At 37.5% G+C, this 19,118-nt stretch carries 14 protein-coding genes; 9 read left to right on the top strand and 5 right to left on the bottom strand.

The features are described from left to right. Positions 1–82 precede the first annotated feature (82 nt). Positions 83–1,093 (top strand): dipeptide epimerase, encoded by a 1,011-nt coding sequence (locus tag A6M55_RS16425; RefSeq protein WP_064198569.1) that lies wholly within the window; start codon positions 83–85, stop codon positions 1,091–1,093. Between the two features lie 50 nt (positions 1,094–1,143). Here A6M55_RS16425 and A6M55_RS16420 read toward each other — a convergent pair whose 3' ends face one another. Beyond that, entirely contained in the window at positions 1,144–1,653 is a 510-nt protein-coding gene (locus A6M55_RS16420) for a hypothetical protein (protein WP_015028457.1), read from the bottom strand. Between the two features lie 162 nt (positions 1,654–1,815). On the opposite strand from A6M55_RS16420, the gene A6M55_RS16415 reads away from it, so the two are divergent. Beyond that, positions 1,816–2,880: a hypothetical protein gene (locus A6M55_RS16415; protein WP_064198568.1), complete on the top strand. Its 1,065-nt coding sequence runs from the start codon at positions 1,816–1,818 to the stop codon at positions 2,878–2,880. 4 nt (positions 2,881–2,884) lie between these two features. Here A6M55_RS16415 and A6M55_RS16410 read toward each other — a convergent pair whose 3' ends face one another. After that, positions 2,885–3,766, bottom strand: coding sequence for a fructosamine kinase family protein (locus A6M55_RS16410; RefSeq protein WP_015028459.1), 882 nt, complete (start codon positions 3,764–3,766; stop codon positions 2,885–2,887). A 212-nt stretch (positions 3,767–3,978) separates the two neighbouring features. On the opposite strand from A6M55_RS16410, the gene A6M55_RS16405 reads away from it, so the two are divergent. The 6 genes from A6M55_RS16405 to recO all read left to right on the top strand — a co-directional run bounded on the left by A6M55_RS16405 (position 3,979) and on the right by recO (position 9,489). Next, positions 3,979–5,130 carry a 1-deoxy-D-xylulose-5-phosphate reductoisomerase gene (locus tag A6M55_RS16405; RefSeq protein WP_064198567.1) on the top strand — a complete coding sequence of 384 codons (1,152 nt, stop codon included), beginning with the start codon at positions 3,979–3,981 and terminating at the stop codon, positions 5,128–5,130. A gap of 138 nt (positions 5,131–5,268) precedes the next feature. Further along, complete coding sequence (locus tag A6M55_RS16400) at positions 5,269–5,997, top strand: RluA family pseudouridine synthase (protein ID WP_015028461.1); 729 nt, start codon at positions 5,269–5,271, stop codon at positions 5,995–5,997. 130 nt (positions 5,998–6,127) lie between these two features. Beyond that, complete coding sequence (locus tag A6M55_RS16395) at positions 6,128–7,072, top strand: hydroxypyruvate isomerase family protein (protein ID WP_015028462.1); 945 nt, start codon at positions 6,128–6,130, stop codon at positions 7,070–7,072. Positions 7,073–7,367: 295 nt separating this feature from the next. Beyond that, a complete protein-coding gene (gene ispE / locus A6M55_RS16390) occupies positions 7,368–8,192 on the top strand; it encodes a 4-(cytidine 5'-diphospho)-2-C-methyl-D-erythritol kinase (protein WP_064198566.1) in 825 nt (274 codons plus the stop codon). Between the two features lie 33 nt (positions 8,193–8,225). After that, positions 8,226–8,810: a cytochrome c oxidase subunit 3 gene (locus A6M55_RS16385; protein WP_015028464.1), complete on the top strand. Its 585-nt coding sequence runs from the start codon at positions 8,226–8,228 to the stop codon at positions 8,808–8,810. After that, positions 8,800–9,489 carry a DNA repair protein RecO gene (gene recO / locus A6M55_RS16380; protein WP_015028465.1) on the top strand — a complete coding sequence of 230 codons (690 nt, stop codon included), beginning with the start codon at positions 8,800–8,802 and terminating at the stop codon, positions 9,487–9,489. Before A6M55_RS16385 ends, recO begins: the two co-directional genes overlap by 11 nt. A gap of 183 nt (positions 9,490–9,672) precedes the next feature. Here recO and A6M55_RS16375 read toward each other — a convergent pair whose 3' ends face one another. The 3 genes from A6M55_RS16375 to A6M55_RS16365 form a co-directional block, all read right to left on the bottom strand. Beyond that, positions 9,673–11,196: a M17 family metallopeptidase gene (locus A6M55_RS16375; protein WP_064198565.1), complete on the bottom strand. Its 1,524-nt coding sequence runs from the start codon at positions 11,194–11,196 to the stop codon at positions 9,673–9,675. A 55-nt stretch (positions 11,197–11,251) separates the two neighbouring features. After that, positions 11,252–12,343 carry an alpha/beta hydrolase gene (locus A6M55_RS16370; RefSeq protein WP_015028467.1) on the bottom strand — a complete coding sequence of 364 codons (1,092 nt, stop codon included), beginning with the start codon at positions 12,341–12,343 and terminating at the stop codon, positions 11,252–11,254. A 325-nt stretch (positions 12,344–12,668) separates the two neighbouring features. Beyond that, positions 12,669–15,638: an FAD-binding and (Fe-S)-binding domain-containing protein gene (locus A6M55_RS16365; RefSeq protein WP_082893076.1), complete on the bottom strand. Its 2,970-nt coding sequence runs from the start codon at positions 15,636–15,638 to the stop codon at positions 12,669–12,671. A 468-nt stretch (positions 15,639–16,106) separates the two neighbouring features. Between A6M55_RS16365 and A6M55_RS16360 the strand changes: the two genes are divergently transcribed. Then, positions 16,107–19,115 carry a TonB-dependent receptor gene (locus tag A6M55_RS16360; RefSeq protein WP_041693436.1) on the top strand — a complete coding sequence of 1,003 codons (3,009 nt, stop codon included), beginning with the start codon at positions 16,107–16,109 and terminating at the stop codon, positions 19,113–19,115. Positions 19,116–19,118 lie beyond the last annotated feature (3 nt).

The following is a 19,118-nucleotide window of genomic DNA, read 5'->3' as shown; positions in this document are numbered from 1 at the left end:
GATTCCATCAGGACTTTGACACCCCTCCTTTGAAAGGAGGAGAAACTTTATTACACGGTATAAACAAACGACCTTCATCAAAATGAAACTAAAATTCCATATTCTCACGCTGCAAATGCGGCATACTTTTACCATTGCTCACGGCTCACGTGATGATATTGATGCCTTTATCGTTGAACTTCAAGACGGTGAACTCAGTGGTTATGGTGAAGCAACTCCAATACCTTATTATGGAGTTACGGCCGAAGGAATGAGAGACAAACTCTCTGAATATCAAGAAATTATCGAAAACTACGACCTTCAAAATCCAGAGGATTTTTGGGCATTTATGTACCCTCATCTAAAAAATGACCCTTTTGCACATTGTGCATTAGATATGGCAGCTTGGGATTTATGGGGCAAAAAACAAGGTAAACCCTTATACGAAATTTGGGGCCTTGACCCTACAAAAGCCCCGAATTCTAATTATACCATCGGAATTGATACCATTGAAAAAATGGTTGAGAAAATGAAAGAGTTTGATTTCCCGATTTATAAAATCAAGTTGGGTACTAATCATGATGTTGAAATAGTTCGTGAACTAAGAAAACACACCGATGCTCTTTTTAGAGTTGATGCTAACTGTGCCTGGGGTATTGAAGAAACCATTGAAAACTCGAAAGCTTTTGCAGAGTTGGGTGTAGAATTTATAGAACAACCAATGCACAAAGATGCTTACGTAGAGATGGAAGAAGTAATGAAAGGTTCGGTTTTACCACTCATTGCCGATGAAAGCTGCATTGTGGAAGAAGACGTAAAAAAATGCGTAGGTAAATTTCATGGTGTAAACGTAAAATTGGCCAAGTGTGGTGGAATTACACCCGCATTACGCATGATTTCAGAAGCAAAAAGCTTGGGATTGAAAGTTATGTGTGGCTGTATGACGGAAACAAGTGTGGGTATTTCAGCAATCGGGCAGCTAGCACCTTTACTTGATTATGTAGATATGGATGGTTCGATTTTAATTGCCAATGACCCTGCAACGGGAGTATATCTTGACAAAGGCAAACCTGTTTTCCCGAAAGTAAACGGAACAGGTGCAACACTTTTATAAATTTTTGGGGTAGTTAGGAATAAATATCTTCCTATACTACCCCAATCTCTTTAAAATTCATTCAATACAATCACATCTGACTCTGCGGTATTACTCACATTCCCTGCTCTATCTTTAATGATTACTTGAAATTTTAGTGAATCTTTAGGAGGCGTAAATGGGTGAGGAAACTCCATTGAATAATCAAGTGTCCCTTCTATCGGACCAGTTTTGCCATCAGCTTTTAAGCGAGGAAAATAACCCGAATAGGGTACCGCTGGAATAAATTCGGTAAAAACACCTTTTTTCTTGCGAAATAGCCTAATGAGATAATTATAATTACTAGTTGTTTCGGCAGTAGTTCTTTCTTTTTCATTCAAACCTAAATCACCATCTCCATCTTGAAACTTAATCGTCAGAATAACAGAATCCTTTTTCGTACCAGCAAATTGGTCGATTCTAACCTCCTTTTTAATTGACTTAAAGCTAATGGCTGGCGTATTATCAAAAGTGGTTTCTTTATAACAACCTACCAATGCGACAATTATTGTTAATATTCCAAAAACTGAAACCTTTTTCATTCTAAAAATGTAATTTTAATTAGTCTGTTATGCAAAACAAGTGTGGCACATTTTAATTGAATAGAAAACCTTGAGAAAACGGTGTCGTCTGACGTGCTACACTTTGCAATATCAATAATTTTCTATATTTCGGCTAATTTAGTAAAAATCATAAAATTTTCAATGGGCATTCGTGACGAACTAAAATCGGCGGTTTTACAGTTGAACGACTCTTCCGTACGACCACACGATTTCGAAGAATTGGCTTTAGAAATATTTCGTTTTCAAGCTGCCACTAATTATACCTACAAAGAATATTTAGCGTATCTCCGAGTAAATCCTCAGCAAGTGAGTCGAATCGAAAAAATTCCTTTTTTACCGATTCAGTTTTTCAAGCACCATAAAATTGTTTCTGAGGGAGCTCCTACCCAAATAATTTTTGAAAGTAGCGGCACCACTGGCGATACCACCAGTAAACATTTAGTGAGCGATTTACCTTTTTATGAATACATCAGTCAACGAATTTTTGAGCAGTTTTATGGCCCTTTGAATGAGTTTCACATTTTAGCTTTACTGCCTTCTTACCTTGAACGAAATAATTCTTCGTTGGTGTATATGGTACAGAGTTTTATTTATAGAACCTACTCAAGAGAATCTGGTTTTTATTTGAAAAATACCCAAGAATTGCTTCAGCAACTTCGACTGTTATCTAAACAACAATCTAAAAGAAAAGTTTTGTTGATTGGCGTCACATTTGCCTTGCTTGATTTAGCTGAATCTGGAGAAGATTTATCTTGCATGAAAGACCTAAAAAAACGCTTAATTGTCATGGAAACTGGGGGAATGAAAGGTAGAAGGAAGGAATTATTGCGGGAAGAAGTACACGAAATCTTAACCTCGGCGTTTGGAATCGAAAAAATTCACTCTGAATATGGCATGACAGAACTACTTTCGCAAGGATATTCGAAAGGCGATGGGGTTTTTGAATTACCCAATACTATGAGAGTGCTACTTCGTGAAATAAACGACCCATTCAAGATTATCTCAACGGTAAACTATTCCCAAAAGAATGAGAAAACCTTGATTCGTGGCGGAATCAACGTAATTGATTTAGCTAATATTGATTCTTGTTGCTTCATAGAAACCCAAGATTTAGGAGCATACGATACTGAAAATCAATCATTTAGCATCATTGGTCGCTTTGATAACTCTGATATCAGAGGCTGCAATTTGATGTATCAAGGCTAAAACCTTATAGATATCTATTGAGAGTTCTGATGATTGGGGGTAAATAGCTCGTTCCAAAAATATTGGTATGCACAAGCAAGGGATAAATATTATAAATAGGCACTCGTTCATCGAATCTTGGTTGGAGAGGATAGGCTTCCTGATACGAGTCATAGAAACGCTTATCAAAACCGCCAAATAAGTTTGTGAAAGCTATTTCCATTTCTCGGCTTCCGTAATAAACCGATGGGTCGATGAGTGAGGGCTCACCTTTTTCATCAGTAATCACATTTCCCGACCACAAATCTCCATGTAAGAGAGAAGCTGGTTCGTTTGGAATAAGTTCGGGCAAAACCTTATAAAATTGCTGAAATTTATCGTATAAAGATTTAGAAATCAACTCATTATAATAGGCTAAACCTGCTTGAACATTCAAACGTTTTTCAATAAAAAAGCTCAGCCAATCAGATTTCTGCTCATTACTTTGACGAAGTGAACCAATATAATTATCGAACGAGAGGCCAAAAGAATCGGCTGTATTTCGATGCAGACTAGCTAATTTTTGACCCAAAGACTCCCAATAATCGAAATTAGGTTTAGAATATTCGATATTTTCGAGAACCAAATAATCTTGTCCATCACGACGCCCCCAATGAATCACCTCGGGCACACGAATCACGTTAGTTTCACGCAATAGGTCAAGGCCTTTTGCTTCTGTTTCAAACATTCCTTCGTAGTTCCGAGTATTATATTTAATAAAATATTTGCCTTCGTTGGTAAGTACTTGCACGGTCACATTGATACTTCCACCCTGTATTAGGCGATACTCGTTTACTTGTAGGTCACGTCCGAAGCTTTCAAAAAAAACGCCCTCAAAAAATTGGAATTGGTCTTCAGCCGTTTGCATAGATGCCCTTAACCCCTGTGGGGAATAAATTTAAAAAGTATTTAAACTCAACTCTTGAATATATCTATAAATCGCTAATAACTAACTCATTAGACAGATAAACTCGAAAACCAAAATGCTTATTTCGTATTTCAAGTCTAATACAAACGTTAAAATAAAAACTTTATCATTAAATTTTCCGAACTTTGTAAAAAATTTCAATAGTTTATTTCATGCAGAAACGTCATCTTGCTATTCTTGGCTCAACTGGTTCTATCGGAACACAAGCCTTAGAAGTTGTTGAAGCCAATCCAAATATTTTTGAAGTAGAAGTACTGACCGCCCAAAACAACGCCGATTTGTTGATTGAACAAGCAGCTAAGTTTAAGCCAAACGTAGTGGTGATTTCTAACGAAAACCTTTATGACAAAGTCTTTGCCGCTCTCGACCCACTTGATATAAAAGTTTATTCTGGAGATAAATCTTTGGCATCGGTTGTAACCATGGAATCGGTGAATATGGTGCTCACAGCACTCGTGGGTTATGCTGGACTCATTCCGACGGTTGCGGCTATCGAAGCAGGTAAACATATTGCCTTGGCCAACAAAGAAACGCTCGTAGTAGCTGGCGAATTAGTGACGGAATTAGCTCAAAAGCATAGAGTTGATATATTACCTGTTGATTCTGAACATTCGGCTATTTTTCAGTGCTTGGTAGGTGAGTTTCATAATCCTATTGAAAAAATAATACTAACGGCTTCGGGTGGGCCATTTAGAGGAAAAGACCGTGAGTTTTTGAAAACAGTTACCAAAGCCCAAGCCCTCAAGCACCCTAATTGGAGCATGGGAGCAAAAATTACCATAGATTCTGCTTCTTTGATGAATAAGGGTTTAGAGGTAATTGAAGCAAAGTGGTTATTCGGACTCACACCAGAGCAAATTGAAGTGGTTGTACACCCACAAAGTATTATTCACTCAATGGTGCAGTTTGAAGATGGAAGTATGAAAGCCCAAATGGGTTTACCAGATATGCGAGTGCCGATTCAGTTTGCGATTGGCTATCCGAATCGTTTAAAATCAACTTTCCCACGTATGGATTTTGCTCAGTATCCATCATTGACATTTGAAAAACCAGATTATGAGACATTCAGAAATTTAGGTTTTGCATTTGATGCCCTACGTACTGGCGGAAATATGGCGTGTATTGTCAATGCAGCTAATGAAATAGCCGTTGCGGCTTTCTTGCGTGATGAAATCGGATTCTTAGAAATGTCAGATTTGATTGAAGATTGTATGAAAAAAGTGAGTTTCGTGCGTACACCAACGCTCGAAGATTATATCGAAACCGACAAAGAAACCAGACGTCTGGCTTTGGAGTTTGTTTAAATTTATAGTTTTACATCCCGCATCGGCGGTCCGAACCTGCCCCCTACAGAGGTAGAATAACTGTTACACGCGAACAGAAAAATCCCCCTTTGAAGAGGGCAGGGAGATGTCGTAAAAGAGTAATTATGTAAATAAATTATGGCAAAGCAACCATTTCAAGTAGTTTACGAAGATAATCATATCATTATCGTCAATAAAGCCCAAGGAATTTTAGTTCAGGGCGATAGCACTGGCGATAAAACGCTTTCTGACTACGTAAAAGAGTATATTAAAGAAAAATACAATAAACCAGGAGATGTTTTTCTTGGAACCGTACACCGCCTCGACCGCCCCGTGAGTGGCTTGGTGGTTTTTGCACGTACATCAAAAGCACTCGAACGCATGAACGAGATATTTAGAAAACGTGATGTTCAGAAAACTTATTGGGCAGTTGTGGGTAAAAAACCCGAGAAAAAATCGGCAAAATTGACCAACTGGCTCGTAAAAGATGAAACTAAGAATACCGTAAAAGCCTACGACGAAGAAGTGCCTAACTCACAAAAAGCAGAGTTGACGTATCGTTATTTAGGCGAATTGAACCATTATCATTTACTCGAGATAAACCCGATTACTGGTCGCCCACACCAAATTCGTGTGCAATTGGCCAAAATGGGTTGCCCAATTAGAGGTGATGTGAAGTATGGATACCCACGCCCAAATATTGAAGGCAACATCAATCTTCATGCTCGCAGGTTGTATTTTATTCATCCAGTGAAAAAGGAGCCAATCATTTGCAAAGCGGCATTGCCCGAAAATGCCTTCTGGGAAGAGTTTTTAGAACTCGAACCAGAAGATATCAAAACAGAAAATCTTGATTTCTTATATTGAAAAAACAAAAAGCGATTGGGTTAGTCCAATCGCTTTTTTTATAATATATTTGAAGACCATTTATTCCAACAAAAAATTCAAAACTACCAAACCATTATTTTGGTATTCAACCTTCAATCTATAACAAAAAATGAATCGCAGAAACTTTTTATCAAAGAGTGTCTTGGCTGCCGGAGCTAGTACCCTTGGCACTTCAACCGCAGCTTTAGCTTCTACGCCGAGTCAAATCGAACAACCAAACATCATCGCTCCTAATAAATTCAAACTTCTCTATGCTCCGCATTTCGGAATGTTTGAAAATTCAGCTGGCAAAGACCTTTTCGACCAACTTAAATTCATGGCTGACAATGGCTTCATGGCTCTGGAAGATAACGGAATGTTAGGCCGCCCAGTAGAAATACAAACAAAAATTGGTGAAACAATGGCCAAATTAGGCATGAAAATGGGGGTTTTTGTGGTAGATGGTGGCGATAATTGGAAAGTTTCACTCACCACTGGTAAAAAAGATTTCCTCGAAAACTTCTTAAAAACTTGCCGTGCCTCGGTAGAAACAGCTAAACGTTGTAATGCTAAATACATGACGGTTGTACCTGGCTATTTTGAGCGAAATCTACCATTAGGTGTTCAGACAGCCAATGTCATTGATGCCTTACGCCGAGCTTGTGATATTTTCGAGCCTCATAACCTCACGATGGTACTTGAACCATTAAGCGATAATGCCGATTTATTCTTACGCTATTCTGACCAAACCTACATGATTTGTAAGGCGGTGAATAGCCCTTCATGTAAGATTTTATTTGATATGTGGCACATGCAAAGAAATGAAGGCCGCATGACTCAACACATGAATTGGTGCTGGGAAGAAATTGCCTATTTTCAGATTGGCGATGAGCCAGGCCGCAAGGAGCCAACTACTGGCGAAATAAATTACAAGAGCTTATTTAAGCATATTTACGAAAAATCGAAAGCCAATAATCAAGAGTTCATCATGGGAATGGAACATGGTAATTTTGCTAAAGGCAAAGAAGGAGAAGCAAAATTGATTGAAGCTTATCAATGGAGCGATAATTTCTAAGATTATTATACAAGCAGGGGTATAAAGCCCCTGCTTATTTATTTTTCATAGTTTCATTTAGTGAATCATCAGACTTTTACTATTTATCTACAATCAGTTTCTATTCTTCCTTATCAAAACTGCTCAAAAGTCCTACTAAAACCACTATTCAGACTACAATTCTGATTATTTCATATTTTTGAGTCTGTTTAAAATTAACTTATTTAAGATTTAAGTGTTTTAATAAAAACTAACAATCGTTTTGTTATTGATTTACTCGGTGGTTGAGTAATTTTGAAATCGAAATTTTATATAGATGCTTACATTTCCAAACGCTAAAATAAACATTGGCCTCAATATCGTAGAAAAACGCTCTGATGGCTTCCATAATATCGAATCTGTTTTTTACCCAGTCGAATGGTGCGATGCCCTCGAAATCTTACCAAATCAAGACCAAACTGCCAATGAAGCAATCTTCCAAAGTACGGGCTTGAATATTCCGGGCAATGAAAGTTCAAATCTTTGTTTGAAGGCATGGCATTTATTGCAAGACCAAATCTCTACGCCACCGACTATTCATTTGCACAAAGTAATACCAATGGGTGCAGGCTTGGGTGGTGGTTCTGCCGATGGAGCTTTTACACTTCGCATGCTCAATGAGGTTTATCAACTAAATTTGAGCAACGACCAACTAAAAGATTTTGCCCGAAAATTAGGTTCGGACTGTGCTTTTTTCATCGAAAATAAACCTGTTTTTTGCTATAATAAAGGCGATGAATTTGAAGATTTTTCGCTTAATCTGAAAGGGAAATTTATAGTGTTAGTCAATCCAGATATTCATATTTCTACTGCTGAAGCTTATTCGGGGGTATCGCCACAAAAACCTGAAATATCATTAAAAACGGCTCTTTCGGAGCCAATATCTAATTGGAAAACAATTGTTAAAAACGATTTCGAAGAAAAACTGTTATTAAAGTATCCAACCATTGCCGAAGTAAAAGAATCACTTTATGTAGCTGGTGCTGTTTATGCTTCTATGACGGGCTCAGGCTCAACTGTATATGGAATTTTTGAAAACGAAATAGACTTAAAAAATCAATTTCCAAATTTCGCAATATGGCAAGGATTCTTTAAAGTATAATTTTATTTAAACCCTTGGGGGACGGGTGAAAAGATGAATCAATTAAGTAAACGCCGAGAACCATTTGCTTTCATGCTCTACCTTGCTATGATTAGTAGCGGGCTGCTTTTTTTCTTTTTATTGATTGTTTTTATTACGAAAGAAGCTAGAAATCAGGATATTCCTGTAAAGATTCCGGGTGTATTTTGGTTTAGTACTTTAGTTATTATAGCAAGTAGCCTTACGCTGCAAGGGGCAAATAAAGCTTTTAAGGAAGAGCGTTTTCGAACCTATCGTCTAAATATCAGTCTGACCTTACTGACGGGCATTTTGTTTATCGTTTTACAAGGTTTTGGATGGCGTAAATTATTGAATGCCGGCATCACAATGAGCAATAATACTGGAGGAATGTTTATTTATGTTCTTTCAGGACTACATATTTTGCACACACTGGGCGGAATTATAGCACTCATCTCAGCTAACAAAGATGCTTTTCAACGAATGGAATATATTGATTCTTATGTTTATAGTGTCAATCCACCTAATCAACTGAAAATCAAGCTCATAAGTATCTATTGGCATTTTGTAGATGTACTGTGGGTTATTCTGTTTCTATTCTTATTGTATCATGCTTCATAAAACTCGTGGGATAGTCATTAGCTATATTCGATACCGAGAAACCTCCATTATCGTAAAGATTTATACCGAAAAATTTGGTATTCAATCGTTTATTGAAAATGGCGTAAGAAGCAGTAAAGGAAAAAATAAGATTGCACTTTTTCAACCGCTTACACTACTCGATATGGTGGTATATCATGATGAAAAGAAAGACTTGCATCGTATCTCGGAGGCCAAATCAGGCTTTCCATTTCGAAGCCTTCCTTACGATATTCACAAGTCAAGTATCGCCATGTTTTTGGATGAAGTTTTGAACAAAACACTTCAAGAACATACTGAAAACGATGCTCTTTTCGATTTTCTTTATCATTCACTCATTTTTTTAGACGAAACCGACGAACATTTTGAAAATTTTCACCTAATCTTTCTGCTCAAATATGCTTTTTTCTTAGGCTTTTCTCCAGAAAATGCACAAGAAATCGTCTCTCAGTTTCGAGAATTAAATGTTCTTATTCCTTTTGAAAACGATTATCAGAAATTGATGAACCAGCTTATCATGGCTGATTACCAAACGCCATTATTCATGAATCGGGCGGTTAGAAATCATTTACTCGAAATCATCATCGCGTTCTACAAAATTCATGTTGAAGAATTTGGCGAAATAAAATCACTGCAAGTATTACGGGAAGTATTGAGTTGAGTACTAAGCCTTCGGTAGTTGAGCGAAGTCGAAACCACTCCCTGTAGCTTCGGCTTCGCTCAGCTTCCGATGTTTCTTGGTAGGTATCGGTGCAGAAACGCTTGTCAAAATCACTAAATTATAATTTTTGCCAATCGGTGGTTTCGGCTTCGCTCACCCACCGAAAGAAAAATTACACATCAATTATTTTCGCAAGAAGGTAGTTAATAAATTTACACCAAAAGCGGTAGCCGACTTCATTTTGGCAAATTCTGAATCGCCAAAAGCCATCCCAGCAATATCAAGGTGAGCCCAATTAGTGTGTCCATCAATGAAGAACTCCAAGAATTTTGCAGCCGTAATTGCCCCAGCCACTGGAGCAGAAGAAAGGTTCTTTATATCAGCCACATCAGAGTTCATCATATCTTTATAATCATCCCAAAGTGGCAAACGCCATAGTTTTTCTCCAGTTTCTTGCCCGATTTCAAGTAATTCATTTGCTAAGGTATCATTATTCGATAATAATCCTGCGGCGGCATAACCCAATGCGGCAATACAATTACCCGTGAGCGTTGCCAAATCAATAATTACATCAGGCTCAAAATTCTTTTTGATATACGAAAGGCCATCGGCCAAAATTAAGCGTCCTTCGGCATCAGTATCAATTACTTCAATTGTTTTACCAGCATACGAAGAAATAACCTCACTTGGTTTAAGTGCATTGCCATCTACACAATTTTCGGTTGATGGAATAACGCCTATCAAATGCACGGGCAATTGCAGTTTAGCCGCTAATTCCATTGCTCCTAAAACTGCTCCTGCTCCTCCCATATCTGACTTCATATAACTCATACTTGCCGAACTTTTAATAGAAATTCCACCTGTATCAAAAGTTACACCCTTTCCTACTAAACCTACCCTTCGGCTACGCTCAGGGACCGGTTTGGAAGATACTTGTTCTCCGAGCATAGCCGAGGATTGGTTCCCGAGCGTAGCCGAGGGATATTCCATCACAATAAACCTTGCAGGGTTTTCAGTGCTACCACGTCCAACTGCCAAAAGAGCATGTAAGCCTAACTCAAGGCATTGTTTCTCATCATAAACTTTTACATCGAAACCGTATTTTTGCCCAGATTCTATGGCAAATTCTGCTAATTTCTGCGGATATTTATAATTAGCTGGTGCATCAACCAAAGTCATGATTCTACTTTGTGTTTCGGCAATTGCTTGTCCAACCGCCACTCCTTTTTCGCCTTTTTCGAGCCAATTTTCTGCAACTTGAATTTCTAAAAGCCCAGATTCACCAAAAATATCAGCGGTTTTCTTCTCATCACTTTTATAGATACCTACCTCATATTCAGCCAAACAAATACCATTCACAATTTGCTCAATATTGGCTTCTAAACCTGCCATTTTAAGCTTTAATCCAACATTGCTTGGCAGTTTTTTCTTGTTATTGTAGAAAAACGAGCGAAAAACCTTTACATAATCAATAGGTTTAGGAGATTTTCCTAAGCCTAAAAGATATACCTTTTCCAGCCCCTCAATAGCTCCATACAAAGCCAATGTTTCTTTTGTTCCTGCCTTGAAATCCTGTTGGAGCGTTTCGGCACTTAGCCCAACGTGCTTCGCAATTTTTGAAAGATTTTCCGCCAATTTCTCATTATCTACCAGTGGGAAAATAATTGTCTTAGCAGCAGTATTGTTGGCTGTTATCTTGATTTTCATAAATTCTTTAATATTTGATTTGTAGATGGTTTTTTGTGGAATAAAATACTTTCCGTTAATTAAACAACCACTCTATTGCCTTCGGGAATTCTTGTCCCCAGCGTTTTTCGTTATGCTCTCCTTTAGGGTCGATTGAGAGTTTAATTTGTATTTTTTCAGTGTCCCAGCCCTGTCCCTCAATGGTCTCCTTCATTTTCTTAACGTTTGGAACCATCGCATTGCCTTCTTTTCCGCCACCATACAAATAGATTTTTGTAGCTAATGGATTAAAAAACTCTATTGCATCGAAGTATATTTTCCGAGAAACCCAAAGTGAAGGCGATAAAACCATTAATCTACCAATTGCTTCTGGATACATCAATCCTGCATAAATACTAATCAAACCACCCATCGAACTCCCACCAATTCCTGTAAATTGACGTTCGGTTTTAGTGCGATAATTAGCATCAATAAATGGTTTGAGCGTACGAACAATAAAATTTGCATATTTCATACCCAAACCTTTACCTTTTGATTCAACTGTGTAAGGGGAATATTCATTAAAACGGCCTTCTTCACCGTGTTCAATGGCTACTACAATTACATCGCCCATCTCTCGTTTAGCCAATAATGATAAACGTTTATCTATCTCCCAATTGCCGTAGTTTGAGCCTTTCCCAAATAGGTTTTGGGCATCTTGCATATACAAAACAGGATAACGCTTATCGGTATTTTGGGCGTAATCATGAGGGAGAAGAATATAAATTTTCCGAGTTTTGCCTAATTGTGGAATTTCAAATTTTTCAGAAATGACTTCTACTTTAGGCATTAACTTTTGAATATAAGCTGTAGCTCCTTCTTGACGCCAATAGGGAACAAAATCGGCGTACTGACCTGATAATTTTTCAATTACTCGGTTTTTTGGTGAATTTCCATAGGTATCTAATTCTACAAAATCCCAACCACCACGCGTATATTTATATTCTATTTTTTCTGGGAGGGTAATTTCGGGCGAGAATGTAAATTTGTATTTTCCCTTGCTCACTCGCTTCATTTCAAAATCCGACACATCGGGATGCCATTCGCAGAAGTTGCCCGATAAAAAAACAGGTCGTTCGTCATCAACAATAGTTGTCAATTCCAAACTCAACAAATTTCGATTACTCATTTTTACTTTTTCTAGTGGTCAGATAAGTGTTAAGTATGTTATAAAACACCTTACAGTTACGTATTGTTCCATAATTCAAGATAGTAGGCTAGCAACTTAGCTTTTCAAAGTCCTTATTATGAATGTTTTTGCTGTAATTTTAAGCAAAATATCTCTCTCGAATACTCAAAACTATATTTATTTAGCAAATATACTATTTTAAGTAATAAACACACAGATTCAATCTGAGGAAATAAAATTGGCGAAATTCTTTCAAAACTATGCTCGAAAGAATTTCGCCAAAATAACAAATTAAACAAATATTTCCCTTCAAGGAATCAATTTACTAAACTAAAGCTTGCCACAAAACCTCAACAGGATGCAAAGCAGTGCGACCAGTTCCATCATGGATTTGATGACGGCAGCTTGTACCTGGTGCTGCAATAATTACTTCTTCTGGTTGCTTTCTGACTGTTGGGAACAATACCAATTCACCAATTTGCATAGATAATTCGTAGTGTTCTTTCTCATACCCAAACGAACCTGCCATTCCGCAGCAACCTGAAGGAATCAGGTGTACTTCATAATTTTTAGGCAATGAAAGTATTTTTTTCGTTGGTGTAAGCGAAGCCACTGATTTTTGCTGACAATGTCCGTGTAACTTGATAAGACGTTTTTCAGTTGTAAAGTTTTCGGCCGTAATTCTCTTAGCATCTACTTCACGAGCTAAAAACTCATCAATCATTAAGGCATTTTTACCTAACTGTTTCGCTGCTTCAACTAAACTTTCTTCGACTAAATCGGGGTATTCATCTCTAAACGTAAGAATTGCCGAAGGTTCAATACCAACCATTGGTATCTCTTCATTGATAATATTTTTTAGTAAAGACACATTCTGGTTCGCTAATTTTTGAGCCTCTTTCAACATTCCTTTTGATAAGTATGCTCTACCCGAATCAACATGATTTGGAATAATTACTTCATATCCTAATTTATTCAATAAATCGAGGACTTTTTTGCCAATTTCTACATCATTATAATTCGTAAACTCATCGCAGAATAAATAAACTTTTTTCGCTTTTGGGGCTATATTTTGCTCCGATTTTCTATACCATTGCTTAAGTGTGTGTTTGCTCAAAAGTGGCATCGTACGCTCAGGATGAAAACCTACCACCGAATTAGCAATTTTACGCAAAGGAGCATTATCGAAAATTAAGTTATAAGCCCAAGGCACATAAGATGCCAAATTGCTCATTTTCGAATAGTTGCCAATTAACCACGAACGTAGCGGAACCCCATTTTGCTCTTGATAGTGCTGTAAAAACTCCATTTTCAATTTGGCAACATCCACATTCGACGGACATTCTGATTTACAGCCTTTACAAGCCAAACACAAATCCATCACCTCTTTGATTTCTTTACTATCAAATCGGTTGAGTTTTTCAGAATTAGTCAATACCTCTCGTAAGATATTCGCTCTAGCACGGGTTGTATCTTTTTCGTTGCGAGTGGCCATATAACTTGGGCACATTGTTCCGCCACTTAGTTCGGTCTTACGGCAATCGCCCGAACCATTACATTGCTCGGCGTGTTGGAGAATATTTTGATTATTAAATCGGAAAACAGTTTTAAACTCAGGTACTTGGTGATCAGCCTCATAACGCAAGAATTTATCCATCGGAGGCGTATCAACAATCTTGTTTGGATTGAAGATATTTTGTTCGTCCCACACTTTTTTCAAATCTTTAATCAAAGTGTAGTTTTTCTCTCCAATTTGTTGGCGAATAAATTCACCACGCAAACGTCCGTCTCCATGTTCGCCCGAAAGAGAGCCTTTATATTTTTTTACCAAGATTGAAATCTCTTCCGCAATTAATCTGAATTGTCGATGTCCTTCGGCAGTTTTAAGATTAATAATCGGTCGAAGATGTATTTCCCCCGAACCAGCATGAGCATAATGCACCGAAGACATACCATTTTTCGACAAGATTTCATTAAACTCTCTAATAAAATCAGGCAAGTCATTTACATCAACGGCCGTATCTTCGATAACAGCTACCGCTTTTTCATCGCCAGGCAAATTTGATAAAAGCCCTAATCCAGCTTTACGGAGAGTCCAAATCTTTTTGGTATCCTCGCCAAATAAAATCGGAAAATGATAGCCTAATCCTGCAGCACGCATCTCAGCTTCCATTTCGGCCGCTCGTTGATGAATGTCATCTATATTATCATGTGAAAGTTCAACTACAAGAATTGCCCCGGGGTCACCTTGTACAAAGAATCGGTTTTGACGTTGTTCTTTGTTTTCTTTCGTACATTCTAAAATATAATGGTCTATTAACTCAACCGCTGTTGGTTTATATTTTAAAGCAATTAGATTAGCTCTTAGAGACTCATCAACCGAATTAACGTGCACGCAAACCAAGCCTTGTACCTTCGGTGGTAGGTTATTTACATGAAGCTTTATTTCAGTAATAAACATCAATGTACCTTCAGAACCAGCAATAAGCTTACAGAAATTGAAAGCCCCCCCTGCCGCTACACCCGATAACGGAGGAGTCTTGATGGTTTCTCGATTATCTTGCGGTGTAAATATTTCCGTTTCTAGCAGTTCATCAATAGCGTACCCTGTATTTCTGCGTTCGATACTCATTTTTGGAAACTCCTTACGAATTTCTGCTTGATTATCAGAATTGCTCAATACTTCATAAATATGCTTATAAATACTACTCTCCAATGTGGTATCAGATGGGTCAAGCTTTTTCATGAACTCGTCTCTGCTCAAACTCTTGAACTCCACAAATGAACCATCGCTCAAGTAACCCTTCACTTCTAAAAGATGATTCCGGGTACTTCCATAAACCACTGAATTAGAGCCACAAGAATTATTACCAACCATTCCACCAATCATTGCACGATTGGCCGTTGAAGTTTCAGGCCCAAAAAACAATCCATGTTGTTTCAAGAAATAATTCAGTTCATCACGCACCACACCTGGCTGTACCCTCACCCATCTCTCTTCTTTATTGACTTCAAGAATTTTTGTAAACGTACGCGACACATCAACTACAATTCCTTTTCCAACCACTTGCCCAGCCAAAGAAGTACCAGCAGTACGAGGAATGAGGGAGGAATTATTTTTACGAGCAAAGGCTATCAGTTTTTCAATATCAGACTCGTCTTTGGGAATAGCTACTGCGAGCGGCATCTCACGATAAGCCGAGGCATCAGTGGCATACAAAGTACGCATGACATCATCCAGATAAAGTTCACCTGCCAAGTCTTTGGCCAGTTGCTGTAATTGTTGATTCATCATCAGATTCTTCAGTTTTTGAATTTTTCAAAGATAAACGCCTTTGAGTGACAATACTCGGGTTCGTTATCGATGATTTTTTTATCTAAAAAAAATACAAATTTGCTCTTTATAAATTTATATGATGGTAAATATTTTAGTTGTTGAGCGTGAAGCAATTCTTGAAGTATAATTATGGTTTGCAAAAATAAGATGAAAAACCTAAAGGCATATTGTTTTTGTACAATTTTTCAGAATTGAATTTTTTTAAGAACTTTTATTTTTTAGTATAATTTTTTGGACTTTAAGCATTTGTTTTTGTAATTTTGAGGGTTAATTAAAAAAATAGTTCAATGTTTTCTAAACAAACTTCTATAACAAGTTATTTTTTTGATAATTTTAGTCATTAGGAGCAGTTTAAATTATTTAGAAAATGGAAAATTATTTTTTATTTAAGTTAATCATTCATTAATCTTTCTTTAATTACAACCTATGATGAAGTCCTACCAAGTGGGTCGCTATATTGGGCGACTAACGGCTGGTGTGAAAACGTCTATTTTCACAATTGCAGCATTGCTGTTAACAACACTCACATTTACTGTGATGGCACAAGAAGTAACTGTATCAGGTACGGTAAAAGGAGCTGATGGCAGCGGTTTACCAGGTGTTACAGTACAAGTGAAAAGTACCAGTAAGGGTACTCAAACTGGCTTAGATGGTACTTACAAATTGGCTGGTGTTCCGAAAAACGGAGTATTAGTATTCAGTTTTGTTGGTATGGAAACTAAGGAAGTGGCTATCGGTAACAAAACTGTTGTTGATGTAACTTTAACAGACGACACTAAAGCTCTTGAAGAAGTTGTGGTAGTGGGTTATGGTACTCAAAAACGTAAAGAAATTTCTGGTACCGTAACAAGTTTAGGTAGCCGCGATTTCAACGCAGGTATCGTAACAAACCCATTAGCTGCAGCTCAAGGTAAAGTTGCTGGTTTAGTTATCACTCAAAGTAGTGGTGACCCTAACTCAACGCCAACTGTACGTTTAAGAGGTACTGGTTCATTGAACGCTGGTTCTGAACCACTTTACGTAATTGACGGTGTGATTGGTGCTCCTATCCAAAACATTGCTCCAGAAGATATCCAAACAATGGACATCTTGAGAGATGCTTCTTCAGCAGCAATTTATGGTTCAAGAGGTGCGAATGGTGTAATCTTAATTACTACTAAAAGAGGTAAATCTGGTGCTCCAAGTGTAGATTTCAATTCTTATCTAGGTACAGAGAGAATTTCTCAAAGACCTGATTTGATGAATGGTGCACAATTTAGAGAGGCTGCTAAGAAATACAACCAAAGTTTCACTGATAACGGTGCTAATACAGATTGGTTAGATGTAATTACTCGTACTGCTTATACTCAAAACTATCAATTGGGTGTTTCAGGTGGTTCAGAAAAAACATCATACCGTGCATCAGTAGGATATTTGGATCAAGTTGGTACTTTGATTGGTTCAGGAAAAGACCGTTTAAATGCTCGTTTGAACATTGATTCAAAAGCACTTAACGATAAATTAAACTTGAAGTTTAACTTCTCTGCTTCACAGACAAATGGTGATATTGCACAAAATATCGCTTTAGGTCTTGCTCAAAACATGCGTCCGACTGACCCTATTTATAATGCTGACGGTACTTACTATCAAATTCCAGGTACTTTTGCTAACTACAACCCATTAGCGATTGTAGAAAACAGAAAGCAATCTGAAAGATTAAGCGATTTATTAGGAAATGTACAGGCTGCCTACACTATTACTAATGGTTTAGTATTTAATGTAAGTGGTACATTACGTACACAAGCAAATAACATTAGTGCATTCCAAAACTCATTTGCTAATGTACCTATCAGAGGTTTCGCTGGTAACTCTGCATACCGTGGATTAAATGCAACAACTGACAAACAGTTGGAGACAACTTTGAACTACAACAAAGCTTTAACAGCAAACAGTAACTTAAACTTATTAGCAGGTTATACTTATCAAGATGTAGTTTATGATGGTTTCGGTGTTACTAACAATAACTTCTTAACTGACATTTTAGATGCTAATAACATTGGTTCAGGTCTTGGTATCAGAACAAACCCTGGTTTTATCGGTTCTTACAAAAACGAATACAAATTAGTATCGTTCTTGGGTCGTGCACAATATAGCTTAGCAAATAAATATTTTGCAACTGTTAACGTTCGTCGTGATGGTTCTACGAAATTCGGTGATAACAACAAGTGGGGTTTCTTCCCATCAGTTTCAGTGGGTTGGTCTCTTAGTGAAGAAGCTTTCTTGAAAGGAAATTCTACAATTGATAACTTAAAACTTCGTGTTAGCTGGGGTAGAACTGGTAACTCTGAAGGTATCAGACCATTACTTTCTAAATCTTTCTATGGCCCAAGTGGTTCATACTATGATGGTAACTCTGGTAGTTTCTTACCTGCTTACGCAATCCAGTCAAACGCTAACCCTAACTTGAAGTGGGAAGTTAACGAAAACTACGGTGCTGGTATCGACTTCTCATTATTGAAAGGAAAAATCTCTGGTAATTTAGACTGGTACACTCGTCAAACTAAAGACTTGTTATACACAGTAAACGCTCCGCAAGAAAAAGGATACGTTTATCCTACAATCTTAGCTAACATCGGAAGTATGCAAAACAGAGGGGTTGAGATTTCATTATCTTACCAATGGGTTGATAACAAAGACTTCTCATTTAGCTCTACTTTCGCTGGCTCATTCAACCAAAACAAAGTGTTGAGCTTGAAAAACAACGAATTTGCTGCTCCAGACCAAGTATTCTTAACAACAAGCTTGGGTAACTTTATTAGAGGTACATCTGCTGTAAACTTCTCTGTATTACAAGCTGGCCAACCAGTTGGTGTATTCTTCGGTGCTAAAGTTGCAAGCATCTCTGATAAAGGAACTTACGTATTCCAAGACTTAGATGGTAATGGTAAAATCGAGCCAAGTGCAGGTGACAGAACTTACCTTGGAAACCCGAACCCATTCTTCGTTGGTGGTTTAACTAATAACTTAAGATATAAAGCATTCGACTTACAACTTCAATTTACAAGCAATTTAGGTGCTAAAATCATGAACACCAATGCCTTGTTATTAGGAAGACAAGATGGTCGTATCGCAGAAAGTAACGCTCTTGCATCGGCATTGACTTCAAAAATCAATGATACACAGACAATCCCTATGGATTACTACGTTGAATCAGGCAACTACTTACGTTTGAACAACGCTTCATTCGGTTACAATATTCCAGTTGGAAAAGGTATCGTGAAGAGAGCACGTGTTTATGTTGCAGGAAACAACTTATTATTATTCACTAAATATTCAGGTGTTGACCCAGAAGTTAGCCAAGCGTTATCAATTGGTTCACAAGCACCAGGTATTGATGTTCGTGAAACTTACTACAAAACTCGTGGTTTAACTGCTGGTGTTAACTTAAGTTTCTAAACA

The sequence above is a fragment of the Emticicia sp. MM genome, assembly GCF_001649495.1.
Note: the sequence above shows the minus strand (reverse complement) of the source record. Positions and strands in the feature narration are given on the sequence as shown.